The organism is Gloeomargarita sp. SKYB120, from assembly GCA_025062155.1.
GTDB lineage: Bacteria > Cyanobacteriota > Cyanobacteriia > Gloeomargaritales > Gloeomargaritaceae > Gloeomargarita.
Genome location: JANXAM010000025.1, coordinates 1 through 14265 on the forward strand (window position 1 = coordinate 1; position 14265 = coordinate 14265).

At 58.5% G+C, this 14265-nt stretch carries 16 protein-coding genes; 5 read left to right on the forward strand and 11 right to left on the reverse strand.

Annotation, left to right across the window (positions count from 1 at the left end; translation table 11 throughout):
* The 4 genes from NZ705_09215 to psaI all read right to left on the reverse strand — a co-directional run.
* Positions 1 to 1005 (reverse strand): hypothetical protein (locus NZ705_09215; GenBank protein MCS7293130.1); only part of this gene is annotated, 1005 nt, incomplete at its 3' end.
* 193 nt (positions 1006 to 1198) lie between these two features.
* A complete protein-coding gene (gene smpB, locus NZ705_09220; GenBank protein ID MCS7293131.1) occupies positions 1199 to 1657 on the reverse strand; it encodes an SsrA-binding protein SmpB in 459 nt (152 codons plus the stop codon).
* Positions 1658 to 1780: 123 nt separating this feature from the next.
* The gene (locus NZ705_09225; GenBank protein MCS7293132.1) at positions 1781 to 2350 is read right to left on the reverse strand and encodes a phycobiliprotein lyase; all 570 of its coding nucleotides are present in this window, start codon (positions 2348 to 2350) and stop codon (positions 1781 to 1783) included.
* Positions 2351 to 2373: 23 nt separating this feature from the next.
* Positions 2374 to 2484, reverse strand: a complete 111-nt coding sequence (psaI, locus tag NZ705_09230) for a photosystem I reaction center subunit VIII (GenBank protein ID MCS7293133.1) — start codon at positions 2482 to 2484, stop codon at positions 2374 to 2376.
* A gap of 152 nt (positions 2485 to 2636) precedes the next feature.
* Here psaI and phoU point away from each other — a divergent pair, with 152 nt between their 5' ends.
* Positions 2637 to 3320, forward strand: a complete 684-nt coding sequence (gene phoU, locus NZ705_09235) for a phosphate signaling complex protein PhoU (protein MCS7293134.1) — start codon at positions 2637 to 2639, stop codon at positions 3318 to 3320.
* 36 nt (positions 3321 to 3356) lie between these two features.
* On the opposite strand, the gene NZ705_09240 is transcribed toward phoU, so the two are convergent.
* Positions 3357 to 3776, reverse strand: a complete 420-nt coding sequence (locus tag NZ705_09240) for a DUF393 domain-containing protein (protein MCS7293135.1) — start codon at positions 3774 to 3776, stop codon at positions 3357 to 3359.
* Positions 3777 to 3864: 88 nt separating this feature from the next.
* Between NZ705_09240 and NZ705_09245 the strand changes: the two genes are divergently transcribed.
* Both NZ705_09245 and NZ705_09250 read left to right on the forward strand, forming a co-directional pair.
* On the forward strand, positions 3865 to 4266 hold the full coding sequence (locus tag NZ705_09245; protein MCS7293136.1) for a CrcB family protein: 402 nt from the start codon (positions 3865 to 3867) through the stop codon (positions 4264 to 4266).
* Positions 4239 to 4649 (forward strand): CrcB family protein, encoded by a 411-nt coding sequence (locus tag NZ705_09250; GenBank protein MCS7293137.1) that lies wholly within the window; start codon positions 4239 to 4241, stop codon positions 4647 to 4649. The genes NZ705_09245 and NZ705_09250 overlap by 28 nt, the downstream gene beginning before the upstream one ends.
* Here NZ705_09250 and murI read toward each other — a convergent pair.
* From murI to sigC, 4 genes are read right to left on the reverse strand one after another with little or no spacing between them, the layout of a single operon-like run.
* Entirely contained in the window at positions 4599 to 5435 is an 837-nt protein-coding gene (gene murI / locus NZ705_09255) for a glutamate racemase (protein MCS7293138.1), read from the reverse strand. The genes NZ705_09250 and murI overlap by 51 nt on opposite strands.
* Positions 5432 to 7225 (reverse strand): N-acetylmuramoyl-L-alanine amidase, encoded by a 1794-nt coding sequence (locus NZ705_09260; GenBank protein MCS7293139.1) that lies wholly within the window; start codon positions 7223 to 7225, stop codon positions 5432 to 5434. Before NZ705_09260 ends, murI begins: the two co-directional genes overlap by 4 nt.
* Before the next feature lie 31 nt (positions 7226 to 7256).
* A complete protein-coding gene (locus NZ705_09265) occupies positions 7257 to 8555 on the reverse strand; it encodes a YcjF family protein (GenBank protein ID MCS7293140.1) in 1299 nt (432 codons plus the stop codon).
* A gap of 45 nt (positions 8556 to 8600) precedes the next feature.
* Entirely contained in the window at positions 8601 to 9749 is a 1149-nt protein-coding gene (sigC, locus tag NZ705_09270; GenBank protein ID MCS7293141.1) for an RNA polymerase sigma factor SigC, read from the reverse strand.
* A 364-nt stretch (positions 9750 to 10113) separates the two neighbouring features.
* Between sigC and NZ705_09275 the strand changes: the two genes are divergently transcribed.
* Positions 10114 to 11655 (forward strand): peptide ligase PGM1-related protein, encoded by a 1542-nt coding sequence (locus NZ705_09275; protein MCS7293142.1) that lies wholly within the window; start codon positions 10114 to 10116, stop codon positions 11653 to 11655.
* On the opposite strand, the gene NZ705_09280 is transcribed toward NZ705_09275, so the two are convergent.
* Both NZ705_09280 and NZ705_09285 read right to left on the reverse strand, forming a co-directional pair.
* Positions 11582 to 12115, reverse strand: coding sequence for a ferritin-like domain-containing protein (locus NZ705_09280; GenBank protein ID MCS7293143.1), 534 nt, complete (start codon positions 12113 to 12115; stop codon positions 11582 to 11584). The two genes, NZ705_09275 and NZ705_09280, sit on opposite strands and share 74 nt — an antisense overlap.
* 593 nt (positions 12116 to 12708) lie before the next feature.
* Positions 12709 to 13323, reverse strand: a complete 615-nt coding sequence (locus NZ705_09285) for a hypothetical protein (protein MCS7293144.1) — start codon at positions 13321 to 13323, stop codon at positions 12709 to 12711.
* A 115-nt stretch (positions 13324 to 13438) separates the two neighbouring features.
* On the opposite strand from NZ705_09285, the gene lgt reads away from it, so the two are divergent.
* Positions 13439 to 14263: a prolipoprotein diacylglyceryl transferase gene (gene lgt, locus NZ705_09290; protein ID MCS7293145.1), complete on the forward strand. Its 825-nt coding sequence runs from the start codon at positions 13439 to 13441 to the stop codon at positions 14261 to 14263.
* Positions 14264 to 14265: the final 2 nt, after the last annotated feature.

A 14265-nucleotide genomic window follows, 5' to 3' on the forward strand; every position in this document is an offset into this window, starting at 1 on the left:
GCCTCCAGCAGAAGCTGCCAAGTTAGTGGTTAGGGCGATATGACCAATCGCTGCGGGATCAGCAGCCATCGTGGAACCGGGATTAAACCCGAACCAGCCTAACCAGAGAATCAAACACCCCAGCGTGGCAAAGCCCAAATTGTGCCCTGGAATCGCGTTAATCCCCGATTCACTGTACTTGCCAATCCGTGGTCCAAGTAACGCCGCTCCCATCAAGGCTGCCCAGCCGCCCACCGAATGCACCACCGTGGAGCCAGCAAAGTCCCAGAAGCCCAGGTCAGCCAGGAACCCACCACCCCAGACCCAGTGACCGCCAATCGAGTAGATAAAGCCCACCAGAATGAAACTGAAAAACAGGAAGTCAATGAACTTAATCCGCTCGGCGACCGCCCCGGAAACAATCGTAGCCGCTGTCCCCGCAAACGCCACTTGGAATAGGAACTTCGCAGCTAGAGGCACGCCTGTCCAGTTGAGGGAACTAAAGACACCCTTGTAGTCATCTCCCGTTGCCGGACTGTTGTCGGGACCGGCCAGGAAAAAGCCGTTCAAGCCCAAGAACTCATTGCCGTCGCCGAACATGAAAGCAAACCCAAAAATCCAAAACGCCAGGGTGCTAATTGCAAACACAATCAGGTTTTTTGCCAGGATATTCACCGCATTTTTCTGGCGGCAGAATCCCGATTCCACCATCGCGAACCCGGCGTTCATAAAAATGACCAAAAAGGCGCACAGCAGTACCCAAACGGTATCTACCGCCACCTTGACATTACTGGCTTGTTCTGTCACCTCCTTCAGATTTTTCTCAAGGCCACTGAGGTCAACCGCCGGCGGGGCTGGGGTTTGTGCGGCCACCATTGTGCCCCAGGCGACGACCCCCAGGATCAACAGGGGTAAATACAGATAACCTAGCAGGGTCAACCAACCCCGGGGAATGGAAAACTGCGTAAACCGTAACTTACGCGGACTGAGACGAAAGCGACGAGGCTTCCAACGAACAACTGGCATGGGTCAAACTCCTAATGAAAAACTACATCCGGTCCTAGCCATCAGACCCCAACCTCCAGGCACCGGAACCAGTGATCCCCGCGCCTGGTCTCCTCTGACTGCGGAACACCGGTTTGCGTCGTCACGTCTTCCCTTTATTAGGGAACAGATGGTGACTCAGCATTTGTATCGTAGATAACAGTTTTCCGGAGCCTTAATCGCGTTGCTTGAGGGCGCGTTCAATTTCCCGCTTCTGCTCTCGCTCTTTGAGTGCCTGGCGCTTGTCGTGGAGTTTTCGCCCGCGGGCCAGACCTAGCAAAACTTTGGCCCAGTCGCCCTTGAAGTACATCTTCAGCGGCACTAGGGTCAACCCTTTTTGTTCCACTTTGCCCAGGAGCTTTCGCAGTTCCGCCCGGTGCAGGAGCAACTTGCGGGTGCGGCGGGGGTCGTGGTTGAAGTAGGTGCTAGCGGTTTCGTAGGGCGAAATGTGCACGTTCATCAAGTACAACTCCCCGTCTTTGAAGCGGGCAAAGCCATCGCGCAAATTCACTTTCCCAGCCCGCACCGATTTCACTTCTGTGCCTTTGAGTTCGATGCCACACTCGTAGGTTTCCAGAATGTCGTACAAATGACGGGCTTCCCGGTTTTCACTGACCACTTTCACGGTCGTCATCGGCTGAGTGCGGAATCCTTACTATAGCACGTCTATGGCTGAGCTTCCTTGTTTTCAGGGAGATGGCAGGAAAACCAAAGATAGGGCTGCGCCCTGCGGCCCCAAGGCATGACAGAAATTCAATTACCAGCCCAGGATAGTGGGTAGAGCCGTGGCTGAACGTGCTGCAGGCGTCCATCCCACCCGCGTTTCCACGGCAAACGTGGCCATGGTCGTCCCGCCAAAGCCGTATCCTAAGGTACTCGCGCGCAGGCGGATATGTTCTCCTTCAAACCAGAGCCGTTCCTGGGAGCGGAGCGTGGCGTATTCGGTGGTCAAGGTCATGGCGCCGGTTTCATCCATCTGGTACAGGCCGGCTACTGGACTTTTCTCGGCATAGCCAACTTCCCGCAACAGGCGCCCGGAGCGCTCATCCGCAGGAATCAATACCATCACGGTGCTGCCGTTTTGCTGCTCGCCTTCCCGGTCCCAGCCCATGACACCTTGCCACTCGACACGGGAGGCGCCGCTGGCTTGGGTAGGGGAACACTGGTGCTGGGCGCAGACGGCTTGGACCGCCGGGTCATCCAAGGGGAGGGTAGTAACCCAAATGCGCGATTGACCTAGCTCCGTTTGCCGGAACGCCAGGTGGTGCGTGACCCGCTGGGAGTGCCATACACCGTCGCTGCGGGCAAAAAAGTCCCGTGCGTTCATCCCTACCCCGTATCGCTGCTAGGCTACGTGATGTCGTCTTTTTCAATGTACACAAACAGAAAGGCCATCGCGACGGCGGGCAAGATGATCCCGACAAGGGGCACCAGAATCGGCGGTAAAAACGAAGCTGCCATATTCACTCCACAACGCAGACACTTGCCACTGTAGGGCATCTCTTCCGCCCAGGCGACCGCTGTGTAATGTTTTGTGATGTTTGGGAATTAACGCAACCTTTACCCGCAGCGCCTACGCTAGAAGAATGACCCGCTCACAGGAGAAGGGGCCTATGACCAGCGGGCCGTCCTCGCCGGAGCATCTCCCGTTTCGTCGGCAGGTGCGCCATCTCGAGCAGAACGTTCTGCGCATGGGGGCGTTGGTGGAGCATTCGTTTCGGTTGTGTCACCAGGCGTTGATGGGTCGGAATCTCGCTGCGGCGGAGGAAATTCCCCTGCTGGACCAGCAAATTGACCGGTTTTATCGCCAGATTGAAGTGGACTGCTTGCGGATGATGGCGACAGCTCCCCCCCTAGCCCAGGATATGCGGATGCTGGGGGCGTTTATGCAGTTGGTGCGGGACTTAGAACGGATTGGCGACTACGCCGAGGACTTGGGCGAGATTGCCATCCGGCTGTTTCCCTACCCGGTGCATGGGTGTATGGCGGACATTCAACAGATGTCGCACCAGGCGCAACGGATGCTGGCGACCAGTCTGGTGGCGCTGGCGGACTTGGATGCCACCGTAGGCCAACAGGTGAAGGAAATGGACGAAGTCGTGGACCAGCTCTACACCAAGGTGTACCAGCAACTCGCGGAAACGTCCCTCGCGGAATTGGCCAATCAGTCCCCGCCCCCGGCGCGTCTGGAACCCTACCTGCTCCTAGCGCTGGTGATTCGTCACCTGGAACGGATGGCGGACCACGCCACCAATATCGGTCAACGGGTGGCCTTCATCATCACAGGGCAACGTTAAAACACAGCCAGCGCTCATTCCGGAAAGCTGGGAGCGCTAGGGTCGTTCACAGCGACCGTTGCTGCAGCGTTGCCCAATCAGGGTGTCTAGGTCTGGTCGGCCAGTCAGGGCCAGGCGGTGTTTAGCCCACCAGGCATAAAGCCGGTCCACCAGCGGTTTGACTAGGGGCCAGCCTGTCCAGCGATAGACCCACCCCAGCCCCAGCACTTCGTAAACCTGGCGAAATACCGCCATATCCCGCAGCACCGTACCATCAGGCAAAATGGCATGAATCCGGCTCATCGCCGTGGCAAAGTCAATACCACCGTGGGCTTGGGGGTCGTAATCAGGGGCGGCAATGTCCACAAACGCGACCAGCCCCCGGCCTCTATCTCGGCGTCGTAAAAACTCCACTTCCCGCAAACACAGGGGACAGTCGCCGTCGTAAAGCAACTTGATTTTCCAAGGGGGCGCCATACCTGCGTCAGCGTAACACCACTGTGATCCTAGCGTTTCATCAGAGACTACCGCTGGTTTATGGTAGATAGATATATATGACTGATATATGGGGCTGTGGGTGACTCATTGGCAGGCGGTAGTGGCAATTGGGTTAGGCGCGGTAATGGGAGCTTTGAGTCGTTGCGGGGTGGACTGGCTAGCGGACCAGTTGGGGTGGAGTCTGGCGGTCGGGACGTTTCTGGTGAATGGGACGGGTTGCGGGGCAATGGGTTGGGCGGCAAAACTGTGCGAACAACCCCACTGGGCGGTGTATCCCGAACGGCGACTGTTGCTGATAACGGGCTTTCTCGGGTCTTACACAACGTTTGCCAGCTATGAACTAGACAGCGCCCGGTTGTGGGCCGCTCACCGCTGGGGAGCTGACTTTTTCTACTGGGCCGGTAGTAGCCTGCTCGGTTGGGCGTTTTTGGAACTGGGACTATGGCTGGGCACCCGTTTCACCCGTTAACCAGTCCGGTGTGGCTGCCCCTGTGGATTGCGCTCGGTGCCATCCCTGGCGCCCTCAGTTGCCACTACCTGCTGACCTGGTGCAGCCGACGCTGGGGGGACACGTTTCCCTGGGGAACAGTCGTTGTCAATCTGTCTGGTTCGGTGTTGCTGGGCTCCTGCGCTGCCGCCTTGAGGTCGGAGCCGCCCTGGGTCGCCGCGTTAGTGGCAATGGGGTTTATTTCGTCCTACACCACGTTCTCCACCTATGTGCTGGAGATGTCCCTGCTTTATCGCAGGAAGCACTACGGTCGCCTGCTGGTCTATGGGCTGGGCAGTTCTCTCGCAGGCTTTTTAGGGGTGGAACTGGGGCTGGCCTTGAGCGGCGGTTTCTCCCACCGCTAGGCAGACTGGCAGCGTGACCCTTTCCACATCGGGGATGGTTCCTAACCAGCGCTGGGCTAAGTGCTGAAAATGAACGGGATCGCCGCTGACGCCAAAGCGCACGCCACCGGTTGGCCCGTGATGCCGCAGCCCCAAAGCGTCCAATTCCCGAGCTGCGGCCCGCACCAGGGCAACTGCCGGGTCAATGCGCTGCACGTGCGGCGGGAGTAGTTCGGCCATCAGGTCGTCGAGCAGGGGGTAGTGGGTGCAGCCATAGACCACCGTATCCACTTGCACGCTCAACAAGGGGGCTAGGTATCGCTGGAGCACCTGGCGCATCTCTGGCGTATGACTGTAGCCCTGCTCAATCAAGGGCACTAGCGCTGGACAAGGCACTTGCCACACGCCCGCCTGGGGACAGGCTTCCCGAATCGCTCGTGGGTAGGCGCCGCTGGCTACCGTTGCTGGCGTTGCCAATACCCCAATCCGCCGTCCCCTGGCTACTGCCGCCCGCGCCCCCGGTAGGATCAAACCCAAAATCGGCCAGGGAAACTCCCGCTGCAATTGCTCCAGCACCAAGGCAGAACTGGTATTGCAAGCCACCAGCACCATCTTCACCCCCTGCCGCCCCAGCCAAGTGAGAATCTCTCGGCCAAAAGTGAGCAATTCCGCCGCTGAACGGGTGCCGTAGGGCACCCGCGCCGTATCCCCGAAATACACTACCGGCTCCTGGGGTAACTGCTGTTGCAATGCGCGCAGGACGGTCAACCCCCCCAGCCCACTGTCGTAGATGCCGATGGCGGTCATCGCAGCACCCGCAGGTAGCGCAGGAGACCTTGGGCGATGCCCTGGGCCATGGCCCGCCGTCCCTCGGGTGAGGCCAAAAATCGCGCATCAACCGCACCGGTGACAAACCCCACCTCCAGCAGCACCGAGGGCATGGTCGGGGGCGTGTTGCGAATCACATAAAACCGCGCCTGGCGTACACCTCGGTCAGCCAATCCGCTGGCCTGGAGCATCGCGCGATGCAGCTCCACCGCCAGGGCATAACTAGCCGGATGAAAGTAGTAGGTTTCAATGCCGTTCACATCAGGACGACTCAGGCTGATGGCGTTGGCATGAATACTGACAAAGAGGGTGGCATTCACCTGGCGCGCCAAAGCTACCCGCGGCTCTAACCCCAAATCCACGTCTGCTGTCCGGGTCATCACCACTTGGACGCCCTGCCGCTCCAACAGCCTGGCCACCTGCTGAGAGATATCCAAGACCAAGTCTTTTTCCCGCAAGCCGCCAATGCCAATCGCTCCTGGATCAGGCCCGCCATGACCAGGGTCGAGTACCACCACCGGTCGCCCAGAGGTGGGACGGGGCACAGCAATCCGAGGAGGAGTCGGTCGAGGCATAGCAGGTGTTGCCCGCCGACTCAACCAGCGGGCTAATGCCGACATGGGTGGTGTGTTGGCTTCCCCAGGTAGGAGTTGCACCGCCAGCACCTGGGGCGCCAGTTCCTGAATCCCAATCAACCGCATCTGCTGGGAAGGCCGCCAAATCAAGGTCACCTGGTGGCCCGGTCCAGTTTCGATGACCACCTCCAGACCGGGGATACTGCTTAAGGCTTGTTCCGCGCGGGGGGATAACCGTACCGACTCTAGGACCATCCGCAGCGAAGCATAGTTCAGCCCCGGCTCCCGCTCCCACCGTTGGCTGTAGCGAAAGGGTCGGTTGGCCCGCAGTAATACCTGGTTATTTGTCCGGTCCCACTCCACGCTGTCTATTACGGGCATCAAGGAGGGAAGCACCGGACGCAGGCGCTGCACCGAAGAAATCGTCACCGCTTCCGGGCCATAGCGGGGTTTCTGGGGCACCAACACCAGCCCCTGGCCCCGAGGCATGACCAGCCAATCGGCGCTGTGTTCATCTACCTGGAGCGTTAGGCGGGTCAAGGGCGGCTGGCTTTGCACCTGCTGGGCCTGGAACCGCAGAACACCAAGAGCGGCCAAGTTCAAGGTCTCGGTGGACAACTGGGGCGCCAAGGCAGCGCCAATATCCACCCAGATTTCTCGCCGGTCGGGGGAGCGCTGGACGCGCGTAGTAGGCGTTGGGCCTTGCAGCCGTAGGGTCAACCCGCCGTCAGTCACCTGGACACCCTCCAGCACCGTCGTGAGCGCCTCGTCGCTCGCAGGACGGGCAACCAGACGCGATAAGCTCACCACCCAGCGGTTGCGACCCACCGCCTGCACCTGCACCGCGTCAGCCGTCAGGGCGTACTCGGGGTAGAATTCCAGGACTAATCGCGCCGTCTGGGGGTCCAACTGGCCGAGGCGCACTTGACGCACAGGAGATTCCCGGCCCGCCAGCGGCACAATGTCACGACGCTCAGGCGGACGCCCCAACACCGTTCCCGGCAAATCCACCACAAGACGGGGTGGTTCCGCTAAAACCTGCACCTGGGGTTGCGTGGGTTGGGCCGTGCTGAATTCCAAACGCTGCGCGACCTGGTCATAGCGCCAGTTCATCAAGGTATTGGCCTGGGCGGGCGCCGCTACCACACAGCAGCCAATTGCTCCTGCTAGCCACGCTGCTTGCCCTCGAATCATCCTCACACCCCCAGGTCGCTTGCCTCAGATTTTAACCAAAGACCGGCGCTTTGCCGCTGACTGAACTGGAGCGCCAACGGGAAAGGAGCTGTTGCCAGAGAGGGTCTAGGTCTATCGCTTGCCCCACCCGTGTCCGCAAAGACTGCCACAGCCCTGGGGTGAGTTCCCGCGCTGGTGTTTGCAGGGCCTCCACAAAGGTTTCCCCGGCGACCTGGGTGATGTAGGCGGCGCTGAGGGCCTGCACGGCGCTCCCGAACCCGTAGGTCACCACCTGGGATTTCAACCAGGCGCCAACGGCTTGGGTGACCCACTCAACCAGTCCCATTTGGACGAGCACCGTTCCCAGAGCAAGAACCAGGTCTTTGGCCTGGGCGAAGGTCAAGGGCCGGCGGTACACCTGGGCCAAATCCACCAGCATCTGGGCGTTGAGGGCCCCAGTCCCCCAAAGGTCCAACAGGGGCAAGGGACTCACCCCCGCTGTCAGGGCGGCCCACAGCCGGTATCGCTGGATGATCTGGCGCGCCCGCTGCGCCCGGTGGGCTTGTCGTCGCTGGGCCACTTGCGCCTGCAACGCCTGGCCCCGCCGGAGCACCGCCCGGTATTGCCAGTGGGGTTCTTGCCGTCGCTGGTCTACCCACCGCACCAATTCCTCTAGAACCGGTGATGGGATTTCCCAGGACTCCTCCCATGTGCCGTCGGGGTGTAACCGCCGCACGAGCACCACTGCCGGTTGGAGGGTGATGGTCAGCAGCGGAGCGGTGTACCCGATTTGCCGGAGTTGAGCTTCCACCTGGTGGCGCAGGCTGGGCGGTTGCCAGGGAGCGTTCAACCAGACGACCTGCACCGGTTGGTCCTGTTGCTGGTAGCGGGTCAAGGCGTCAAGCTGGCTGGCTGATAGCTGGTCTTGCACTCCATAAAGCACCCAGGCCGGATGCGGGTCGGTCACGGGAATGGCCGTGTCTATGGGGGGAGGTGCTGTCAACGCTCCAGCCCAGGCTACCGACAAGGGGACCTCTAAAGCCTGGCGCAACCCTTGCCAAGCCTGCTGTAAATCCAGTTGCGCCGTCCCCACTTCCTGCTCTAGGTCGGCAAGTTCCTGCTGGAGTTGGGCAAGATAGCTTTCGACATCGGCACGGCTCGGTCGGGAGGTCGCTGGCGGCGTGGGTATTACCCTAGGGATTGGCCGCTGTCGGAGCCAGAGCCAGAGCAGACCGCCGACGCCCACCACCAGTCCCGCCTCCAGGCTGTGCCCCAGGGTCCAGCAACCGGCGCCGGCGATGCCGAAAATCAGTAAGGGATAACGCCGTAAAAGTCCCCACCACCAGGACATTGGGATTGCGCAGGCTTGTTTTCCCTTTACTGTACCAGGTTTGTCTTAGTTTAAGGAATCTAGGTAGGCTCGCATCCGGTTGCGCCGCTTGGGTTGCCGCAGCTTTTGCATGGCCTTGGACTCGATCTGTCGCACCCGCTCGCGGGAGAGATTCAACGCGCGGCCAATTTCCGCCAGGGAGTACACGTGCCCGTCTTGCAACCCGTAACGCATCCGGATCACATCCCGTTCCCGCAGGGTCAAGTCGCTCAAGAGTTCCTGCAAGTCCTGATGCAGGGCTTCGCCAATGAGTTGTTCTTCCGGCGACGGGGTCTCGGCCTCCAGGAGTTCCCCTAGTTCCGTATCCTGGTCGCGCCCGACGCGGGTTTCCAGTGAGACTGCCCGCGGGATGCAGGCCAGCAATTCCCGCACCTGTTCGGGGGTCATGGCCATGGCCTGGGCCAGGTCCTTCAGGCTAGGGGTATGGCCCTGGGCTTGCGCTACCTGGCGTTGCACTTTTTTCAGCTTGTTCAATTTCTCAATCACATGCACTGGCAGGCGAATCGTGCGGGATTGGGTGGCAATGGCGCGGGTGATGCCCTGGCGAATCCACCAGTAGGCGTAGGTGCTGAAGCGATAGCCCTTGGCGGGGTCAAACTTGTCCACAGCGCGCTCCAGCCCCAGCGTGCCCTCCTGCACCAAATCCAGCAATTCCAGTCCCCGGTTCTGGTACTTTTTGGCCACCGAGACCACCAGGCGCAGGTTGGCCTCAATCATGTGGCGCTTGGCGCGCAGGCCCTCCTGCTCGATGCGGGTTAGGGTTTCCACCGACAGGCCCGCCAGTTCCGCCCACACCGCGCGGGCTTGGCTGAGCCGTTGCTTGAGGGTGGTCGCCGGTAAACCCGCCGCTTGCGCCCACTGCTGGGGTGTTGGCCGGTGACCGCACTGGGCCGTCAATTGGTCCCGCAGTTGCACCAAGTCCAAGTACTGGCGTAAAAGCGCCTGTTGTTCCGCTGAAGCCGGCATTTTTCCTTGGGCGACCGCTCGGGCCAACGCCAGCAAGCGCATGTAGCGTTGCACCCGCTGGGCTTCGGCCACCTCCTCATCGCGTCCCAGCAGTTCCACCCGCCCAATTTCCTGGAGATACAGGCGCACTAAATCCTGGTGGTCACGGGTGTCCACCGCGTCTGGCCCTTCCCACTGTTCCCGGCTCATAAGTGCGTCCTCGCTCCGAGATTCAGGCTACCCCGTTTGTAGCAAAATTCTGGTGTCGCAGGTAACTCAAAAACGGGATTTTCGGGGCCAGCGGCCATTTTTAATAAAATCCTCAGACTTGCTCCCCATTCAGTAAGATGGGAATCGAACCATCACCTCACGTTAACCATGACTAATGTGATTGCCTACTTTGTCCTGCTGGCCGGACTCGTGGCCCTAGCAGTGGGCGGCAAAGCGCTGCTAAAGCGGGTGAAATTGCTGTAAGGCTCCTGGGGAAGGGTGCGGTTTGGATAAAAAAAAATTCACACAAGCTGGAGACCGCGCTTGGGCCTGCTACGCTCAGGGAAAAGTCCCTGCTGTGGCGATGGATCGTTTTAAGGAACTGCAAACCTACCTGCGGCGGCATTGGCAAGCGTTGGATGCAGCGGCCAATATCTTGGTGGTGCCCTCCTTGAGCCTAGACCAGCAGGAAATGCGCAAGATTCCCGGCAGCCACCACTATGAGGAACGTCTCCTGTTTTCCCTGATCCGCCTGCGCAATCCCCGCGCCCGCATGGTCTATGTCACGTCGCAGCCGCTGCACCCGAGCATTATTGATTACTACTTGGAACTGTTGCCTGGGATGCCTGCGTCCCACGCCCGCGAGCGCTTGCTGTTGCTTTCGACCTACGACGCTTCCAACCGTCCTCTGACCGAAAAAATCCTGGAGCGCCCGCGTCTAATCGACCGGTTGCGGCAAGCGCTTCCCCCCGGTCGCTCGTTCATGGTGTGTTTCAATTCCACGCCCCGCGAGCGAGAGCTGTCCATTGCACTGGACATTCCCCTGTGGGGTCTTGACCCGGACTTGCTCTATTGGGGGACCAAGGCGGGGAGTCGGGAAATTTTTGCCGAAAGCGGGGTGCCCCACCCGGACGGCACCAAGCTAGTATTTCGCCCGGAGGACCTGGCGGAACAGGCAGCCGCCTTATGGGCGCGTCAACCTCAGGCCCGGCGCCTGGTGGTCAAGCTCAACGAGGGCTTTTCTGGTGAGGGCAATGCGCTGCTGACCCTGCCGCAACCGCTCGGTGAAACCCACGCGCAACGGGTCCGCCAAATCCAGGAGGCTTTGCCCCGGATGCGCTTCCAGTGCGAGACGGAAACCTGGGAAAACTATGCCCAGCGGATTACCGAGCTGGGGGCCATCGCCGAAGTCTTCATCGAGGGGGAAAACAAACGCTCCCCCAGCGTCCAAGGACAAATCACCCCGGCGGGTACCGTAGAAATCCTTTCCACCCATGACCAGATCCTGGGCGGTCCCGACGGCCAAATTTATTTAGGATGCCGGTTTCCCGCCGACCCCGCCTACCAGGCCCAACTGCAAACCTGGGGGCTAAAAATTGGGCAAGCCCTAGCGGCCAAGGGCGCCCTTGAACGCTACGGGGTGGATTTTGTAGCCTGCAAGCGACCCGACGGCACCTGGGATTTACAAGCCATCGAGATCAACCTGCGCAAGGGCGGCACCACGCACCCATTTATGACCTTGAAATTTCTCACCAACGGCACATTCGACCCCGCCAGCGGCCTGTTTCTCACACCACGCCAGCAACCCAAGTACTACATCGCCACCGACAACCTGCAACGTCCCCACTACCGGGGGTTACTCCCCAGCGACCTAATGGACATCATCGTCCACAACAGTCTGCACTTCGATTCCACCACCGAAACCGGCGTGGTGTTTCACCTGATGGGCTGCCTGTCCGAGTTTGGCAAGCTGGGGTTGACCTGCATTGGCGATTCCCCCGCTGCCGCTCAGCACCTGTTCGACCAGGTGGTGCAAATCCTGGACGAGGAGACTACCGCCACCCCAGCGTCAGACTGTCATGGGCCAAGAAGTGGTCGAGATGCGCCGCCCGTTCTTCTGTCTTGAGCAGGATTTGTTCGTAGAGATAGCGGGTCGCTCGGTCTCCCAGACTTTCCGCCTGGGCCGCCTGTTGCCGCAGTAGCGTCGCAATCGCCTGCTCCGCCTGCAGGTCGTGGGTAATCATTTGCCGGCAGGTGAACATCCCATCCGGTTCCGGCGTAAACACGCACAACTCCGCCAAGCGGCTGAAACTGGCAACTGGGATACCCCCGAGATTGTTCAACCGCTCGCCCAAGGCGTGGGTATGCTCCGCCACTTCCTCGTAGCTGTTTTGGAAGTACTGGTGGAGCATATAGAACTCAGAACCTTCCACCACGAAATGATGCTTTTGATACTGCAAATACAACGCTTGGAAACTGGCCAGCAGCCGGTTCATCCCTTCGCAGATGGGCGTCGTCACCTGCACATCTAACCCAATTGCGTTCGGCCCAATCTCCCCAAACGTCCGCACTAGTGTCGCCGTCATGGCTAAACCTCCTTCAGCTTTGGTTATTAAAGAAACAAATTTGTTGCCTTATTTCAGGGTAACAAATGCCATGGTGATTGTCAACAAATTTCTCTAGATGAGAGTGGGCGTGTACCCAGGAAAAATTGGTTCTAAATGAACATAAAGTGCAACTGCTTGCGAAGAAGACGGGGATTTACGGGGAGAAGGAGAGCAGACTTGACGAGACATTTTATGAATGAATAGCGATAGGGGTGACGCAGAAGGTTATCAATTGCAATTAATTGGCGATAAATGGCGCCTTGTTAGTGGATGGGGGACGGGTTACCGAGCGGAAATCTATCTTGAATGCAGCCCCATAGTTGCGTTGCTTTAGTTTGTCAGGGGAAGAACAGGACAACTAAAGGCGGAGCTGCACCCTGCAACCCCGAGACAGGACAAGCAGAGATGGCTTAGCTAGAGAAGTTTCCCTATGCCCCCTGATTCATGATGTCCAGGTAGGCGGCCATCGTAGCGAAGATGGTGAGAGGAAACGTCAGCAGGAGTCCAAGGCCACAGAAGAGGAAGCCCACCATGTTGATCAGACCTAGTGACAGCAAAAAACCCAGCAGTGGTCAGAAGTTTCTATTAACTAAGCGCCAGCTGTTCGTAATTGCAGACCAGAAATCTAAGTCTTGGTCAATGATGAGCGGAAAGATGAACATAAAGCAGGTTGACAAATAGATTGCTACAGCCAAAGCCGGTACCAAACCTAAACCCAACAGAATTACTGCTGTCGCTGGTATATCGGGTATACCTTTCTCCAACTGACCGGCAGACCTAATGATTGTTGGCAGCAATGCGATGATTCCAGGAAGTAGGAAAATAAGCGCTCCAAAATTGGTAACTAAGCTAGAAACAAATTGAGCTAGAACAAAAGAAATAAATTTTTTAAACCCCTTGAAAAAGTCAGTAAACTCAACAGTTTCGCCCCGCAAACGCTTGTAGGCAACAATATGAGCACCGGCAGTCAGGGGTGGAAAGACAAGTACTGCAAGCAGAAAATCGAGCGGAAATGGTAGTAGCAGCCAGATTAGAGAAGTAGCCGTATAGACAACCGAGTAGCCAATAGATATATCCAAAATAGACTGTTCAATATTCCATCCTGACGCCAGGTAATCTTCAACGCGAACCCGATAGCCGTAGGTCAGCAGCCGTGACATATCCCTTGGTGCGCCGCCATAGGTCATGATTAATCATCCCCCCCCCTGCCACCACACCCTTTACTTCCCACATTTCCCGACCTTTGTCAAGGACACTGGTTGGGTTACACTGAACCTAGCCGCAGTGGGATTGAGTTAGCCAATGGTTCTCCGTTCCCCTGGCCCGAATCTCTGGGAATTTGGCCCGTTTGCCATTCGCTGGTATGGAGCGCTGATTGCAGTTGCCGTTTTGCTGGGGCTGAATCTCTCCCAGTTCCTGGCGAAACGTCGCGGACTCAACCCTGAATGGATTAGCGATTTAGCTTTGACACTGGTGATAGGTTCTCTGCTAGGCGCGCGGTTGTACTACGTTATCTTTCAGTGGTCCTATTATGCCCAAAATCCCTGGGAAATCCTGGCAATTTGGCATGGAGGACTGGCGATTCACGGAGCGATTTTAGCTGGTTTGTTGATCACGTATATCTACGCGCGGCGACAAAAGATTTCTCTGTGGCAGTTAACCGATGTATTAGTGCCATCGCTGGCGCTGGGGCAAATGCTTGGGCGCTGGGGTAATTTCTTCAATTCCGAAGCGTTTGGGAGTCCCACCGATTTGCCCTGGAAACTGTATATTCCTTATGAGAAACGCCCGCCGGAATTGCGCCAGTTTGAGTACTTTCATCCCACGTTTCTCTACGAATCGCTCTGGAATCTGCTGGTAGGAAGTCTGCTGCTCTATTTGTTTTTCCGGTATCCCCGCCTGCGTCCGGGCACGTTGACGTTGGTGTACATGGCGGGTTATAGCTTCGGGCGTTTGTTCATCGAAGGGTTGCGCACAGACAGCCTGATGCTGGGACCATGGCGGGTGGCCCAACTTGTGAGCGTGGTGGGGATAGGAGTGGGACTGGCAGGTTTACTGTGGTTGTACGTGGGGCGGCGGGCTTTACCCGATGTCGTTCCCTCCCCATCCCAGTACAATAGGGGTTAAAC

Coding starts and splice junctions, on each gene's coding strand:
- smpB (MCS7293131.1), bottom strand. CDS start 1,657: ATGACGACCGTGAAAGTGGTCAGTGAAAACCGGGAAGCCCGTCATTTG.
- NZ705_09225 (MCS7293132.1), bottom strand. CDS start 2,350: ATGAACGCACGGGACTTTTTTGCCCGCAGCGACGGTGTATGGCACTCC.
- psaI (MCS7293133.1), bottom strand. CDS start 2,484: ATGGCAGCTTCGTTTTTACCGCCGATTCTGGTGCCCCTTGTCGGGATC.
- phoU (MCS7293134.1), top strand. CDS start 2,637: ATGACCAGCGGGCCGTCCTCGCCGGAGCATCTCCCGTTTCGTCGGCAG.
- NZ705_09240 (MCS7293135.1), bottom strand. CDS start 3,776: ATGGCGCCCCCTTGGAAAATCAAGTTGCTTTACGACGGCGACTGTCCC.
- NZ705_09245 (MCS7293136.1), top strand. CDS start 3,865: ATGGGGCTGTGGGTGACTCATTGGCAGGCGGTAGTGGCAATTGGGTTA.
- NZ705_09250 (MCS7293137.1), top strand. CDS start 4,239: ATGGCTGGGCACCCGTTTCACCCGTTAACCAGTCCGGTGTGGCTGCCC.
- murI (MCS7293138.1), bottom strand. CDS start 5,435: ATGACCGCCATCGGCATCTACGACAGTGGGCTGGGGGGGTTGACCGTC.
- NZ705_09260 (MCS7293139.1), bottom strand. CDS start 7,225: ATGATTCGAGGGCAAGCAGCGTGGCTAGCAGGAGCAATTGGCTGCTGT.
- NZ705_09265 (MCS7293140.1), bottom strand. CDS start 8,555: ATGTCCTGGTGGTGGGGACTTTTACGGCGTTATCCCTTACTGATTTTC.
- sigC (MCS7293141.1), bottom strand. CDS start 9,749: ATGAGCCGGGAACAGTGGGAAGGGCCAGACGCGGTGGACACCCGTGAC.
- NZ705_09275 (MCS7293142.1), top strand. CDS start 10,114: ATGGATCGTTTTAAGGAACTGCAAACCTACCTGCGGCGGCATTGGCAA.
- NZ705_09280 (MCS7293143.1), bottom strand. CDS start 12,115: ATGACGGCGACACTAGTGCGGACGTTTGGGGAGATTGGGCCGAACGCA.
- NZ705_09285 (MCS7293144.1), bottom strand. CDS start 13,323: ATGACCTATGGCGGCGCACCAAGGGATATGTCACGGCTGCTGACCTAC.
- lgt (MCS7293145.1), top strand. CDS start 13,439: ATGGTTCTCCGTTCCCCTGGCCCGAATCTCTGGGAATTTGGCCCGTTT.